Source organism: Cupriavidus sp. 05N40 (assembly GCF_056397305.1).
Genome location: NZ_JBFTND010000041.1, coordinates 23,958 through 38,228 on the forward strand (window position 1 = coordinate 23,958; position 14,271 = coordinate 38,228).

General features: G+C 65.0%; 11 protein-coding genes. 8 read left to right on the forward strand and 3 right to left on the reverse strand.

All coding sequences use genetic code 11. The features are described 5' to 3' along the window. Window positions 1-73: 73 nt before the first annotated feature. On the reverse strand, window positions 74-997 hold the full coding sequence (locus AC1DO7_RS12205) for a LysR family transcriptional regulator (RefSeq protein WP_441622950.1): 924 nt from the start codon (window positions 995-997) through the stop codon (window positions 74-76). Window positions 998-1,198: 201 nt separating this feature from the next. Between AC1DO7_RS12205 and AC1DO7_RS12210 the strand changes: the two genes are divergently transcribed. Then, window positions 1,199-2,185 (forward strand): MBL fold metallo-hydrolase, encoded by a 987-nt coding sequence (locus AC1DO7_RS12210; RefSeq protein WP_477116177.1) that lies wholly within the window; start codon window positions 1,199-1,201, stop codon window positions 2,183-2,185. A gap of 72 nt (window positions 2,186-2,257) precedes the next feature. On the opposite strand, the gene AC1DO7_RS12215 is transcribed toward AC1DO7_RS12210, so the two are convergent. After that, window positions 2,258-2,845 (reverse strand): cupin domain-containing protein, encoded by a 588-nt coding sequence (locus AC1DO7_RS12215; RefSeq protein WP_441622954.1) that lies wholly within the window; start codon window positions 2,843-2,845, stop codon window positions 2,258-2,260. A gap of 394 nt (window positions 2,846-3,239) precedes the next feature. On the opposite strand from AC1DO7_RS12215, the gene AC1DO7_RS12220 reads away from it, so the two are divergent. The 7 genes from AC1DO7_RS12220 to AC1DO7_RS12250 all read left to right on the forward strand — a co-directional run bounded on the left by AC1DO7_RS12220 (window position 3,240) and on the right by AC1DO7_RS12250 (window position 13,981). Next, window positions 3,240-4,517 carry a M20 family metallo-hydrolase gene (locus tag AC1DO7_RS12220; RefSeq protein ID WP_441622956.1) on the forward strand — a complete coding sequence of 426 codons (1,278 nt, stop codon included), beginning with the start codon at window positions 3,240-3,242 and terminating at the stop codon, window positions 4,515-4,517. A 118-nt stretch (window positions 4,518-4,635) separates the two neighbouring features. Next, on the forward strand, window positions 4,636-5,985 hold the full coding sequence (locus AC1DO7_RS12225) for an MFS transporter (RefSeq protein ID WP_441622958.1): 1,350 nt from the start codon (window positions 4,636-4,638) through the stop codon (window positions 5,983-5,985). A gap of 83 nt (window positions 5,986-6,068) precedes the next feature. After that, window positions 6,069-7,535 carry an amidase gene (locus AC1DO7_RS12230; protein ID WP_441622960.1) on the forward strand — a complete coding sequence of 489 codons (1,467 nt, stop codon included), beginning with the start codon at window positions 6,069-6,071 and terminating at the stop codon, window positions 7,533-7,535. A 165-nt stretch (window positions 7,536-7,700) separates the two neighbouring features. After that, entirely contained in the window at window positions 7,701-8,210 is a 510-nt protein-coding gene (locus tag AC1DO7_RS12235) for a sigma-70 family RNA polymerase sigma factor (RefSeq protein ID WP_477116178.1), read from the forward strand. A gap of 58 nt (window positions 8,211-8,268) precedes the next feature. After that, a complete protein-coding gene (locus AC1DO7_RS12240; RefSeq protein ID WP_441622964.1) occupies window positions 8,269-9,240 on the forward strand; it encodes a FecR domain-containing protein in 972 nt (323 codons plus the stop codon). Between the two features lie 111 nt (window positions 9,241-9,351). Continuing rightward, window positions 9,352-11,565 carry a TonB-dependent receptor gene (locus tag AC1DO7_RS12245; protein WP_477116180.1) on the forward strand — a complete coding sequence of 738 codons (2,214 nt, stop codon included), beginning with the start codon at window positions 9,352-9,354 and terminating at the stop codon, window positions 11,563-11,565. 64 nt (window positions 11,566-11,629) lie between these two features. Continuing rightward, window positions 11,630-13,981, forward strand: a complete 2,352-nt coding sequence (locus AC1DO7_RS12250; RefSeq protein ID WP_441622966.1) for a TonB-dependent siderophore receptor — start codon at window positions 11,630-11,632, stop codon at window positions 13,979-13,981. A gap of 58 nt (window positions 13,982-14,039) precedes the next feature. Here AC1DO7_RS12250 and AC1DO7_RS12255 read toward each other — a convergent pair. Then, on the reverse strand, window positions 14,040-14,271 hold a 232-nt coding region (locus AC1DO7_RS12255; RefSeq protein WP_477116179.1), incomplete at its 5' end, for a hypothetical protein.

Consider the following 14,271-nt stretch of genomic DNA (forward strand, 5'->3'; position numbering starts at 1 on the left):
GTTGCCATGCCTTGCAGGGATCGGCGCCCGCACGACAATTGCGCGATCCTCGCCAGGCGAGTTGCCGATGCGTTCAGCGCCGTGCGCCTGCGGCACCCGGTGCGAGCCGCAGCACGAGGAAGTCGATGAACGCGCGCAACTTTGGCGGCTGTACGTGCCCGCGCGGAAACACGGCGTGCAGGTCCGGGCAACGCCCGAGCCAGCCAGGCAGTACCGGCACCACCAGGCCTTGCCCGACATGCCGCGCCATGATCAGGTCTGTTGCCATCATCAGGCCCGCGCCGTCGAACAGTGGCGCCTTGAGTGTCTCCGGATCGTCGGCCTCGATCACGGGGCGGATTGGGTAGTCGGTGAGCCCTTCGGCAGCGTCCTCGCGGCGCATTGGCCAGGCATGGCCGCTGGCGCGCCTGGCCACGCGCGTGGATAGCGCCATGTGCTCGCACAGTGCGTCCGGATGGGTGGGTTCGCCATGCTGCGCGAGATAGGCGGGGCTGGCGTAGATGCGGTTCGGGAAGGTGGCGAGTCGCCGTGCGGCCATCGATGAATCCGGCAGGTCGCCCATGCGCAGTGCCAGGTCGATTTCCTCGCCGACGAGATCGAGCGTGCGGTGGCTGAGCACCAGCTCGATGTTCACGTTCGGGTTTTCGCCGCGGAAATCTGCCAGCAGCGGGCCGAGCAGGGTGATCGCCAGCGAGTAGGATGCCGTGATGCGCAACGTGCCGCGCGGCGTGCCCTGCAACTGGCCTACCGCTGCATCGGCGTTTGCCAGCATGCCGGGAATGGCGCGGCAGGATTCGTAGTAGAGCGTGCCGGCCTCCGTCAGGCCGAGGCGGCGTGTGGTCCGGTGCAAGAGTTGCACCCCAAGCCGCTGCTCGAGTTCGCGCAGCTTGCGGCTGACCGTGGTCTTGGGCAGGAGCAACTCGGCTGCGGCGGCGGTGAAACTCCCCGCTTCCACGACCTTGAGGAAGACCAGCGTGTCATTCATGTCGGGAGGCATGGACGTCTCGGTTCGCGCACGGCGCCAGGTCAATGATCGATGCCGCCAATTATGCCGATTATGCCAATGGTGGCACAATTATTCCCAAGAAAGACAGCTTATCGCGGCAGAGCGCGATCGCTATTGTTCCGTTTATCGCTGATTCAGCACCAGTACGGCACCTGATAAGGGGCCAGTGCGCAACCCGGACCGATACCGATCATGAATTTCCCCCGCTTCCTGCTTCTTGCCACCGCATCCATGACCGTCCTTGCCGCCAGTCCGGCAAACGCCGGTGCGACAGATTCGCCGGACACATCGTCCAGCCCTGGATGGGCGGCGCACCAGGCCCCCGGTTTCTACCGCTTTGCGCTGGGGGCGTTTCGCGTCACGGTGCTGTCGGATGGCACCGCGCCGCGCGACGTGTCGAAGATCATGAGCAAGCCGCAAGCCGTGCGCGAGGCGTTCGCGGCCGCCCACCAGGCATTGCCGGTGGAGATCTCCGTCAACTGCTTCCTGGTCGACACCGGCGAGCGTCGCATTCTCGTCGATACCGGCGCGGGCGAGCTGTTCGGGCCGCTGACCGGCCACCTCGTCGAGAACCTCCGTGCTGCCGGCTACCAGCCCGGCGATATCGACGACATCCTGCTGACGCATATCCACGGCGACCACTCCGGCGGCCTCAGTATCGGCGGGCAGYGGGTGTTCCCGCATGCAGTGGTGCACGTGGACCAGCGCGATCCGGCCTTGTGGCTCAGCCCCGAAGCCGAGGCCAGGGCGCCGGCGGCGGCCCGCACCACCTTCCGGCAGTCGCACCAGACTGTCGACCCGTATGTGGTGGCGGGCAAGCTGCGCACCTTCGACGGTGCCACCGAACTGTTCCCCGGCGTGCGCTCGGTACCGCTATACGGCCACACGCCGGGCATGAACGGCTACTTCATCGAGAGCCGGGGTCAGCGGCTGCTGCTCTGGGGAGACGTCATCCACGCCAGCGAGGCGCAGTTCGGCGATCCGGGYATCACCATCGAGTACGACGTCGCTCCTGCCGCCGCGGCGGCCACGCGGCAGCGCATCCTTGCCGACGCGGYCCGGCAAGGCTATCTGGTGGGAGGCGCCCATATGGCATTCCCCGGGCTGGGTCATGTACAGGCCGGGCAGGCCGGTTTTCGCTGGGTGCCCGCTCCCGATGGCCTGAAACGCAAGGAGTAACGCAGGAATGATCCGCGCAAGGGCTGGCAGGATGTCGTCGAGGCCTGCGGGATAGTCGCTCTGGTGACTGCGTCAGAAGCTCTGGGGCGTGTTGACCCACAACACCTGGGCTTCCGTGCTGCCAATGTTCCGGTAGCCATGCGGGAGGTGCGAAAAGAAAAAGAAGGAGTCGCCTTTGCTCACGCGGATAGTCTGATCGGCCACGGTGAGTTCCAGTTCTCCTTGCAGTACATAGCCCATTTCTTCGCCCTGATGCTCGAGAAAGCCCTGGGACGAGGTTCCCGCGGGGATGTGATGGATATTGGATTCCAGCAGGGCGCACAGATGGTTGGGGAGCAGCGTTTCCAGCGACACGCCATCGCCAGCCCGTCGATGTTCCGTCCGCAGTATTTGTCGCTGACCCTCCCGCATGACCGTCACCGATCCAGTGGTGTTGTCTTCTTCAATAAACAGCTTGGCGACACTGATTCCCAGCGTCACGGCAATCTTGTGAAGCATCGGGAGGGAAGGGCGGACCTTGCAGTTCTCGACTTTCGACAGGAAGCTCTCAGTGCAGCCGACTTTCTCCGCCAGTTGACGCAAGCTCAGCTTGCGATTGAGTCTCGCGTGCTTGAGCCTTCCGCCGATGACGATTTCCTGATTAATTTCGTTGTTTTCCATAATATGCGATGGCGCGATCAGTACTGGACCGGATTTATCGTTCCGTCTTCGGTGAAGTTTCTCGATCCGGCGTGAATCTTCGATAATTCTACGGCACGGATTAATAGTATTCCGGCATTTCGAAATAGTAACGCATTTTCGATTTGGCGTGTAGCAATGTAACGAGTGCAGGCATGGGGTCGATAAATCGGCGAGATGTCGACGTCACCTCCGCCGCGTCGGCATCGGAGCCAAATTCAAGGGGTGGTTTTCGCGATCCGCAGCCTGATTGTGGCTTGGATGCCGCTTTTTGTTCGTATAAATGACACTAACATTCCTGCTAGTCAAGTGACTTGACTTTATGGGGTTGGCTGGGCAAACTGGGTGCCACGATAAACGACGCCCCCCGGAAACAATGCAAGTCGACAATCCCACATCTGTATCCACGGTGACAGCCGCACCGCTTATCAACGGTGCCAGGCTCTCGGACCGCCACCGCGCGATGGCCGAAATCGGCGCCACCGGCAATGGCGGCGTTAACCGTCAGGCACTGACGGCAGAGGACACCAGGGGGCGGCAACTCCTTCTGGACTGGGCTTCGGGGAGGGGTTACATCACGGCCATCGATCCGATCGGCAATCTTTTTATCCGCCGCCCGGGCGCGCGGCCGGAACTCAGTCCTGTCATGACGGGATCGCATCTCGATTCCCAGCCCACGGGCGGCAAGTTCGATGGCGTATTCGGGGTGCTGGCCGGGTTTGAAGTCCTTGAAACGCTTGACGATCATGGCGTGGTGACAGAGCGCCCGATGGAGCTCGTCGTCTGGATGAATGAAGAGGGTTCGAGATTTCCCCCGCCGACGATGGGGTCGGCGGTGGCGTCAGGCGCCTTGCCGCTCGACAGGGCACTGGCAATACGCGATGCGAAAGGCATCAGCGTTGGCGATGCGCTGGCGACGCAGATCGAGGCGCTTCCGCACTTGCAAAGCAGGCCTCTGGGCGGCAAAGGGTTTGCGTATATCGAGGCTCACATCGAGCAGGGCCCCGTCCTCGAAGATGCGGATTGCGACATCGGCATCGTCAGCGGCATTCAGGGTCTTCATTCCTATGAGATCGAAGTTCGCGGGATGGAGGCCCACGCCGGCACCACGCCATTGCGACACCGGAAAGATGCGCTGCTTGCGGCGACGGTGCTGATGGCACGGATTCGGAGTGAAATTGCGGATCCGCTCGACATACTGCGCTTCACCGTCGGACGGCTTGAAGTGGCACCCGGCTCGCCCAACACGGTTCCCGGAAAGGTTACCTTCAACATCGATCTCCGGCACCCGGATCCGGATCATCTCCTGCAAACGGGCGAGAAGATCCTCCAGATGTGTTCGAGCGAAGTCGAGCATTGCCCCGTCTCCGCCAAGGTATTGCTGCGCTCGACTCCCGTGAAGTTCGACGACCGTGTCGTGGCGGTTGTCGAGGACTCGGCGAAGGCTCGGAACCTGACGCACATGAGCATCGTCTCTGGCGCCACTCACGACGCCAAGTACATGGCAGACCACACGCCTACGGCCATGATCTTCGTGCCTTGCGAGAAGGGCATCAGCCATAACGAGGCAGAGCATGCCCGCGACAAGGATCTGGCCGCGGGCGCACAGATTCTTTGCGACGCAATGCTGGCTGTCATGTCAGCCAGGCTGTGACCGGATAGCCCGCCACTTGTCGCTCACACGGCGAGCCCGATGGATTGGATCTTCCACATCGCTCGCCGTGCGATCGCCATGGCCCAGGCTCGACCAAGATCAACGACCGGAGACAAAATTGTCCGCAATAAATCAAACGTCAGGCGGCGACGCAGCAGTATCTTCCGTCTATCGAAAGGTGGATCTACACCTGCTGCCGCTACTGTTTGTCGGCTTCATGTTCGCGTACCTCGATAGAGTCAATGTCGGTTTCGCGAAGCTGCAGATGCAGAGTGACCTGGCACTATCCGATGCGGCCTATGGGGTCGGCGCCGGCATCTTTTTCGTGGGTTACGTCCTGTTCGAGATCCCGAGTAACCTGCTGCTTCCGAAGGTGGGGGCGCGGGTCACCTTCAGCCGGATCATGGTGCTGTGGGGGATCGCGTCAATCTGCATGCTGTTCGTGAACAGTATTCCGGCCTTTTATGCGGTGCGCTTCTTGCTCGGCGTTTTCGAGGCCGGCTTTGCTCCTGGCGTGCTGTTTTATCTGTCCCGCTGGTATGGTCCGTCGCGCACTGCCGGCGCCATCTCCATTGTCTGGCTCGCGGGACCGGTCAGCGGAATCGTGGGCGGTCCTCTTTCCGCCTGGATCATGACGGCGTTTGCAGGGGCCGGCAATCTATCCGGCTGGCAATGGATGTTCTTGCTGGAAGGCGCCCCGTGTGTCGTCCTCGGCGTGATCGCCTACTTCGCCCTGTCGGATGGCCCGGCTACCGCGAAATGGCTGAGCCCGCAGGAAAAGCGCCTGCTTCAAGGGGAACTGGGCAGGGATGCCGGACGCCATGGTTCTTTCCGTGCTGTCCTGAGGGACCCGAAGGTCTATATTCTTGCCGTGGCCTACCTCTGCATCATCGCGCCAATCTACGCTCTCAGCTTCTGGCTTCCGACGATCCTCAAGCTCGAAGGCGTCGCCAGCACACAGCAGCTGGGCTGGTATTCAGCCATCCCCTACGTTGCTGCTGCATTGGCCATTTTTTATGGTGGCCGCAGTTCCGACAAGCATCGCGACAGACGTTTCCACATTGCGCTGCCTGTGTTCGTCGGCGTCCTCGCCTTTGTCGCCTGGATATTTGCCGACGGTAGCCTTCTGCTCACCATCGTTTGTCTCACACTCGCCACGGGGATGATGTGGATGGCAAATATCGTCTTCTGGGCCGTACCGCCGGAGTACATCAAAGGCGATGCGAGAGCGGGGGCGATTGCACTGATCAATACGATCGGTCTTTCCGGTGGGTTCTTCGGGCCAAGCATCATCGGATGGTCGAAGAGTCTGACGGGAAGCATGCATCTTGGCTTCTTGATCGTGGCCGCGATGCTTTTCATCTCGGGAGTCATCGTCCTCCTTCTGCGCTTGCATCCGGAAGACGTCGTTGAATTCGCATCGGATGGGCATGCACCGGTTCCCGCGGGAACGCGAGGCATGGATTGATCACGCCCGCGCTCAGGTAGCCGTTTCGTTGCGCGGCTGCTGGGGCATTCCGCTCTTATTGTTGGTTCTTTATTGGCATCGCTATGAAACTGGACGAATATGCGTCGCTTGATGGCGTAGGTTTGCACGATCTCATATCGAGCGGACAGGTCAGCCCCGCGGAAGTCGCGGCCGCTGCGCTGAATGCGCTCGAGGCTATCAACCCGAAGATCAATGCCGTGGTCGAGCATTGGCCCGCGGAGGCGGACTCAACCGCGTCCGCGGAACCAGGAAGCCTGCTTTCCGGCGTGCCCTTCCTCATCAAGGACCTGGGCGTGGCGATGAAGGGCCGCAGAAGCGAACTGGGTAGCCGGATAGCGCAAGGGCTGATTGCACGGGAAGACTCGAATCTGATGGTCAGATTCCGAAAGGCCGGCCTCGTCACGCTCGGCAGGACGACGATGCCCGAGCTGGCGGTGAGCACGACCACAGAGGCACGCGTGTGCGGGCCGACCAGGAATCCGTGGAATCTCGATCGCGGTGCCGGCGGCTCGAGCGGGGGCGCCGGCGCGGCCGTCGCAGCCGGAATCGTTCCGCTTGCCCATGCCACTGACGCCGGTGGCTCGATTCGCGTGCCCGCGGCATTGAATGGCCTGTTCGGCCTGAAGCCGACAAGGGGACGCGTATCCAACGGCCCCGCCGTAGACGAGGTATGGAACGGACTTGGCGTGCACTTTGGCGTGAGCCGGTCGGTGCGTGACAGCGCCGCCTTGCTCGATGCCGTGACCGGTGCCGGCATCGGCGAGCCGTATCAGATTGCGCCACCGGCCGACAGTTATCTGTCGGAACTCCAGCGCAGTCCGGGGAAGCTCAGGATCGGCTTCCTGCTCAACCCACAGAATTCCGGGCGGACCACCACTGTCGTGGCGGATGCCATCCGCGCCGTTGCCCGGTCTCTTGCATCGCTGGGCCATGAAGTGGAGGAAGTCACGCCGGACCTGGGCGTAAGCTGGGACAGTTTCGTTCACGCCAACGCGCAGATCTGGACCGCGAACGCGGCCATGAGGCTCAACGCCATCTCGGCGGCAACCGGCAGGCCCGTGACCCCGGGCATTCTCGAACCGGCGACATTCGCGGTCTACGAGTATGGGCGTCGCGTCAGCGGTACGGACCTGCTGGAGGCGCTGCAGGTCCGGAATGCCGTTACGCGGGCGACGGGCAAATTCTTCCTGGGCTACGACCTTCTCCTGACGCCGACGCTGCCAGATCTCGCGCCTCGGATAGGTGAGTACAACAAGGACGAGGGAATGCTTGATGGCTACGGCTGGATCGCGCACGTGCTCCAGCAATCACCATTCACCCCGTTGCCGAACGTTGCGGGGTTGCCCGCCATGTCGGTTCCGTTGTCGTTCGATAGCGCAACAGGATTGCCAATTGGCTCCCAGTTCGTTGCGGGGTTTGGACGAGAGGACATCCTTTTCCGCCTGGCGGCCCAACTGGAAGCGGCCATGCCCTGGCAAGGCCGCCGGCCGCCCGTGTGGGCCGGATCCCCGTTGGCTGACGCTGACTGACTCATTATGCGAAGGCGGGCGGCGCAGGGCTGTGCGCCAGCGTGGCAATGACCGGGCCTGCCGGCAGTTGTACTGGAGAGCCCGTCTGTAATACAATGCGAACCATTCTCATTTGCGATCTGTGAGGTTTGGCCGTGCCAGACTGATCATCATCAGGAATGCAGCATGGCTGCCGCCGAATCCGCTCTCCAGCGTCACGTTCACTCCCTCTATAGCGAGCACAACCGATGGCTCCAGGGCTGGTTGCGCCGCAAGCTGGGCAATGCCTGCGATGCGGCAGACCTGGCGCAGGACGTGTTTCTCCGCCTGCTCCACCGGCAGGCCGCGGATATCCGGGAGCCCCGCACCTACCTGAGCACGATCGCGCGCGGCCTGGTCATCGAGCACTGGCGGCGCCGGGAGCTGGRGCTGGCCTGGCTGGAGACGCTGGCGCAGTTGCCGCCGGCCCACGCGCCGTCGCCAGAGAGCCGGCTGCTCTTCCTGGAGGCCCTGATCGCCATCGACCGCATACTCGATGCGCTCAAGCCGCAGGTGCGCACCGCCTTCCTGTGGGCCCAGCTGGAAGGGCTGACCTGCCGGCAGATCGCGGAGCGCCTCGGGGTGTCGCTGGCGACGGCCGAACGCCATGTCGCCGCGGCCCTGCGCCATTGCTACGCTGTGCGCTTCGGTGACTGATCCCGCCAGTCCCTGCGGACCCACGCCGCCCGCGCCCGAACCCCGGATTCCCGCTCGCATGGTCGACAAGGCCGTTACCTGGACGATCCGGCTCGACTTCGGCGAGCCCACCGCCGGCACGCGCGAGGCGTTCGCACAGTGGCTCAAGGCGGACCCGCTGCACGCGCTCGCCTGGCAGCGGGTGCAGGCGCTGCGAGACGATTTCTCCGGCGTACCGGCAGCGCTTGCGCTGGATACGCTGCAAACCGCCGGCGCGCGGCGCAGCGCCGGCGGCCTGAAACGCCGTCAGGCGCTCAAGGTGCTGGCGCTGGCAGGTATCTCGCTGCTTGCCGTGCAGGGTGTGCGAGAACTGGCGCCATGGCAGCGCCTGCTTGCCGATACCAGCACCGCCACCGGCGAGCAGCGTACCGTGCGGCTCGATGATGGCAGCACCATCGTGCTCAATACGGACACGGCCATCAGTACCGGACTGGGCGCCGAGCGCCGCCTGATCACGCTGCGGCGCGGAGAGATCCTGGTCACCACGGGCCATGACGATGAATTTTCCGCCGCCAGCGGCGCGGCGCGGCCCTTCTGGGTGCAGACGCCGTTCGGCAGCCTGCGCGCATTGGGCACGCGCTTCGTGGTGCGTATCGAGGGCGCGCGCGCCCGGGTCAGCGTGCAGGAGGGCGCCGTCGCCCTGTATCCGTCGGCGGGCAATGGCGAGGACGTGGCACGCGCGGGGACGACCTGGTGGCTTGCCGCAGACGGCAGCACGCCGGCGGCGGCGCCGCCCATCGCGCCGGACGGCTGGGCCGAGGGCGTCATCGCCGGCAAGGACATGCGCCTGGCCGACGTGCTGGCCGAACTTGCCCGCTACCGCACCGGCCGCATCGTCTGCGATCCGCGCGTGGCGGACCTGCGCATATCCGGCACCTACCACCTGCGCGACACCGATCGGACGCTGCGCTTCCTGGCGCAGTCGCAGCCCGTTTCCATCGCCTATCGCACGCGCCTCTGGGTCACGGTTGGTCCCGCCGGCGGAAATTGACGCCACTTTGCCCATGTGCGGAAAAAAACCAGGGAAATATTGAGGGGATTTCGATTCTCGACCGGCCTACTGCGTAGGAACTTCAAACACCACGCTGCCGGAGAAGAGAATCTGATGTCTGCAACACGCCATGCCACTGCCATCGCCAACGCGCGCCCACCTCGACCCAAGCCGTTCGCGCTTGCACTGCACCACGCCTTTGTCTGTCTTGCGATGGGCGCGAGCGTGGCACCGCTCGGCGTGAGGGCGCAATCGCAGCCGGCGGATGYCACCGCGACGCTGCCGGCGGTGACCGTCACCGCCGCCACCGAGGCGCCGGGCGAATTGCCACCGGCCCATGCCGGCGGCCAGGTGGCGCGTGGCGGCCGCCTGGGGCTGCTGGGCAACAAGGGCGTGATGGACACGCCCTTCGCCGTGACCAACTACACCGCCCAGCGGATCGAGGACCAGCAGGCCGTCACCCTGGCCGAGGTGCTGAACAGCGATCCTTCCGTTCGCTTCACCGGCCAGGTCGGCGGCGTGACGGATTCCTTCTATATCCGCGGCTTCCCGATCAACGAGGGCAACCTGTCGGAAATCGCGTTTGACGGCGTCTACGGCGTTTCGCCCAACTACCACCTCTTCACCGAGTACCTGGAGCGGGTCGAGGTGCTCAAGGGCCCCGCCGCCCTGCTGTACGGCATGTCTCCCAACAGCGGCGTGGGCGGCGTGGTCAATGTCGTGCCCAAGCGGGCACTGGCGCAGGACCTGACGCGCTTTACCCTCGACTACGCGTCTGACGCGCAGGTGGGCGGCGCGATCGACCTGAGCCGCCGCTTTGGCGATGACCGGGAGTGGGGCATCCGTTTCAACGGCCTGCATCGCCAGGGACAGACCCCGCTGGACAACCAGAAATCGCGCGCGGAGGTGGCCGCGCTGTCGCTCGATTATCACGGCGAGCGCCTGCGGGCTTCGCTCGACCTGATCGAGCAATACCAGTGGGTGGACGCGCCGACGCGGCCCTTCCTGGTCGCGGCCGGCGTGCAGGTGCCCGCGGCGCCGGACGGCCGGCGCAATGTCAGCCAGCGGTGGGGCTGGTGGAAGTCCAATGATGTCTCGACGCTGCTGCACGCGGAGTACGACATCACCGACAACGTGACCGTGTTTGCCGACGCTGGCGGTACCCGCTCCGACGTGGCGCGGCTGTCGGACCAGACGCCGACCATCCTGAATTCGGCGGGTGCCACCTCGTCGGCGATACAGAACTGGAGGTTCCAGGTCAACCGGTCGAGCTTCGATACCGGCGTCAGGAGCAAGTTCGAGACCGGCCCCGTCAAGCACGCGCTGGCGCTGCAGGCGAACCTGTATATGGACCGCTTCGCCAGCGCCAACGTGGCCGGCACGCCTGTCACGTCCAATATCTATGCGCCGGTCGACCGCCCGGCGCAGGATATCGCCGCGCCGCAACGCGTGCCCAAGGTGTCCGACTCCACGCTGTCGGGGCTGTCCCTGGCCGACACCCTGAGCGTGCTCGACGACCGCGTGCAACTCACCCTCGGCCTGCGCTACCAGCAGGTCAAGTCGAACAACTACGCCGCCACCGGCGCCAAGACCGCCACGTACGACGAGAGCGCCGTCACGCCGCTGGCCGGCATCGTCTTCAAGCCCTGGCAGCACGTCTCGCTGTACGCGAACTACATCGAGGGACTGAGCAAGGGCGATATCGCGCCGGCGGTGGCGTCGAACGCGGGGCAGGTCTTCTCCCCGTACAAGACCAAGCAGCACGAGGTCGGCGTCAAGTACGACGCGGGCAAGGTGATGGCAACGCTGGCCGCTTTCCGCATGACCAAGCCCAGCGGCCAGTTGTCCGGCACGGTCTTCTCCGTCGACGGCGAGCAGCGCAACCAGGGCCTGGAGCTGACGATGTCGGGCCAGGCCTACAAGGGCGTGCGCCTGCTCGGCGGCGTGACCCTGCTCGACGGCGAACTGACCAAGACCAGCAGCGCGGCCACGCTCGGCAACCGCCCGGTCGGCGTGCCCACGGTGATGGCCAACCTGGGCACGGAATGGGACCTGCCGTGGGTGCCCGGCCTGACCCTGACCGGCGCCGTCAACTACACCGGCAGCGAATACGTGAACCAGGCAAACACGCAGCGGGTGCCGTCGTGGACCACGGTGGATCTGGGCGTGCGCTACAAGTCCTCGCTGTACGGCAAGTCGACCACCTTCCGTGCGGGTGTGTTCAATGCCTTCGATCGCAGGTACTGGTCGGGGGTGGCCTCGTTCAGCACGATCTCGCTGGGTGCGCCGCGTACCTTCATGGCGTCCATGAGCATGGACTTCTAAGCCATTGAGGGCACCTTGCCGCGCCTTTTCCTGCGCTCTCGCCTGTCTCGCCCTGTGGGTTGGCATGCCGTTGTCCACGGCGCGTGCCGCGCCGGGCACGGAGCAGGCCCGCTCCTTTGCCATCGGGCCAGGCCCGCTCTATGTGGTGCTCAACCGCTTCGCCAGCGCTGCCGGCATCGATCTTTCCTACGATGCGGCGCTGCTCGGTGCCGCCGAGAGCCCCGGCTTGCAAGGCAGCTATTCGGTGCCGGCAGGGCTGAGGGCGCTGCTGGCGGGAACCGGGCTGGAAGCGGTGGCGCTGCCGGGCGGCGGCTTTTCCTTGCGCAGGGCGCGCGAGGGCGCCCGCAGCGAGGCGGCGCCGGTGCTGCCCACGGTGACGGTCACCGGTACCGCCGCCGCCGCGGGCGAATTGCCGCAGCCCTTCGCGGGCGGGCAGGTCGCGCGCGGCGCCCGGCTGGGAATGCTCGGCAACACCGACATCATGGACGCGCCGTTCAGCCTCACCAGCTACACCGCCAGGGCGATCGAAGACCAGCAGGCGCGCACGGTGGGCGATGTGCTGGCCAATGATGCGTCGGTGCGCTTCGTCAGCCAGCCCGGTGGCATCCTCGATGCCTTCACGATCCGCGGCTTTCCGGTGGGCAACGGTAACTTCGGGGAAATCGCCTTCGATGGCCTGTATGGCGTTGCCTCCAACTACCGCGTGTCCACCGGCTATATCGAGCGCGTCGAGCTGATCAAGGGCCCGACCGCCATGCTGATCGGCATGGCGCCGAGCGGCAGTGTCGGCGGCGGCATCAACATCGTCCCCAAGCGGGCCACCGGACCGGACCAGATGCAGGTCACCGCCGACTATGCCGCGACATCGCAACTGGGTGGAAACGTTGACCTGAGCCGGCGTTTTGGCGCCGCGCGGCAGTTCGGCATCCGCCTCAACGGCAGCTACCGGGCAGGGGACACCAGGCTGGACAACCAGTCGCGCAACGCTGGTGCCGGCGCGCTGGCGCTCGACTATCAGGGAGAGCGCCTGCGTGCGACGCTGGACTTCATCGGCCAGCGGGAAAGGATCAACGCGCCGTCACGGCTGCTGCACATCCTTCCCGGCATCGCCGTGCCCGGCGCGCCGGATGGACAGCGCAATATCTCGCAGCCCTGGGAACACTCCAGGATCAGCGACCAGTCGCTGCTGCTTCGGGCGGAATACGAGATCGGCGACAAGCTGGCCTGGTTCCTGGACGGCGGCGGCGGCCGTACCCGGGTTGCCAGGCTCTTTGCCATCACGCCCACCATCGTCAACGAGGCCGGCGACATTGCCGTGTCGGATACGAACTACAAGTTCAACGTGGCCCGGGCTACCGCGGATACCGGCCTGCGGGCCCGCTTTGACACCGGGCCGGTCGGCCATCGCCTCAATCTGGTGGTCAGCGGCTATCGGGATCGACTGGGACGAGGCTTCAACAATTCGCCCGTCACCCTGCTGACGAACCTTTACCAGCCGGTTTCGCTTCCCATGCAGTTCATCGCGGATCCGGCCAGCGTGCCAACGGTTTCGGAAACCCGCCTGACCGGCGTGGCGCTGGCCGATACGCTGTCGCTGCTGGACCAGCGCGTGCAACTGACGCTGGGCGTGCGTCACCAGCAGGTCAGGTCGGCGAATTTCAGCACCGCCGGCGCCGTGACTTCGCGCTATGACGAATCGGCCGTGACGCCCATGCTCGGCCTCGTGGTGAAGCCCTGGCAGCACGTCTCCTTCTACGCCAACCGCGCCGAAGGGCTGAGCAAGGGCGACACCGCGCCCGCCAGCGCCAGCAACGCCGGCGAGGTCTTCGCGCCCTACAAGTCGATACAGTACGAAGCCGGCGTCAAGGTAGAGCGGGGAGGCATGATCGCCACGGTCAGCGCGTTCCAGATCACCCGGCCGGGTGGGCAGATGTCCGGCACGCTGTTCACCGCAGACGGCGAGCAGCGCAACCGCGGACTGGAGCTTGGCCTGTATGGCGAGCCGGTGCCAGGCGTGCGGCTGCTGGCCAGCGCCACCGTGCTCGATGCGAGGCCGGTGCGCACCGACAGCGCCGCGACCGCCGGCAAGACCCCCATCGGCGTGCCCAGGCTGCAAGCCAACCTGGGCGCCGAATGGGATGCCGCCTTCGCGCCCGGGCTGACGCTGACCGGCAGCCTGGTCTACACGGGCAGCCAGTATGTGGACCAGGCCAATACGCAACAGGGCATTGCGCAATGGACCCGCGTTGACCTTGGCGCGCGATACCGGACTACGCTGGCGCGCCGGCAGACCACCTTCCGGCTCAACGTCCGCAATGTCTTCGGCCAGCGCTACTGGGCCGCGGTCGATGCCTTCGGCGGCGTGGCGATCGCCGAGCCGCGCACCTTGCTGCTGTCGGCGACGATGGGCTTCTGATCCCATGTGACCGCATTGGAATTCCGGCAGGCCGCCGGTGTTCTCATCCCGGTGCGCCTCAAGGGTCCTCCCGCTGCCGCGTCATGCCGGCGTGATCGCCCAGATGTTTCCCGATGTTGGCGGCGCACGAACACACGGTGTCTGTTGTGTTGGTTTTTGCCTGCCAGATCAAAGCCTTCCCACACCGGGCTTCGGCGCCATTTTCCCCCTCGAGAAAAATTTCTCCCAAGCCCAGCCTGCGTTTGCGGGCGATTCGAGGCGACATGGCCCACCTTGGCACACTCCATGCG

Bases quoted from the DNA above. Each gene is read 5' to 3' on its own strand.
- AC1DO7_RS12205 (WP_441622950.1), bottom strand. From the start codon at position 997: ATGCCTCCCGACATGAATGACACGCTGGTCTTCCTCAAGGTCGTGGAA.
- AC1DO7_RS12230 (WP_441622960.1), top strand. From the start codon at position 6,069: ATGAAACTGGACGAATATGCGTCGCTTGATGGCGTAGGTTTGCACGAT.
- AC1DO7_RS12215 (WP_441622954.1), bottom strand. From the start codon at position 2,845: ATGGAAAACAACGAAATTAATCAGGAAATCGTCATCGGCGGAAGGCTC.
- AC1DO7_RS12240 (WP_441622964.1), top strand. From the start codon at position 8,269: ATGGTCGACAAGGCCGTTACCTGGACGATCCGGCTCGACTTCGGCGAG.
- AC1DO7_RS12220 (WP_441622956.1), top strand. From the start codon at position 3,240: ATGCAAGTCGACAATCCCACATCTGTATCCACGGTGACAGCCGCACCG.
- AC1DO7_RS12250 (WP_441622966.1), top strand. From the start codon at position 11,630: ATGCCGTTGTCCACGGCGCGTGCCGCGCCGGGCACGGAGCAGGCCCGC.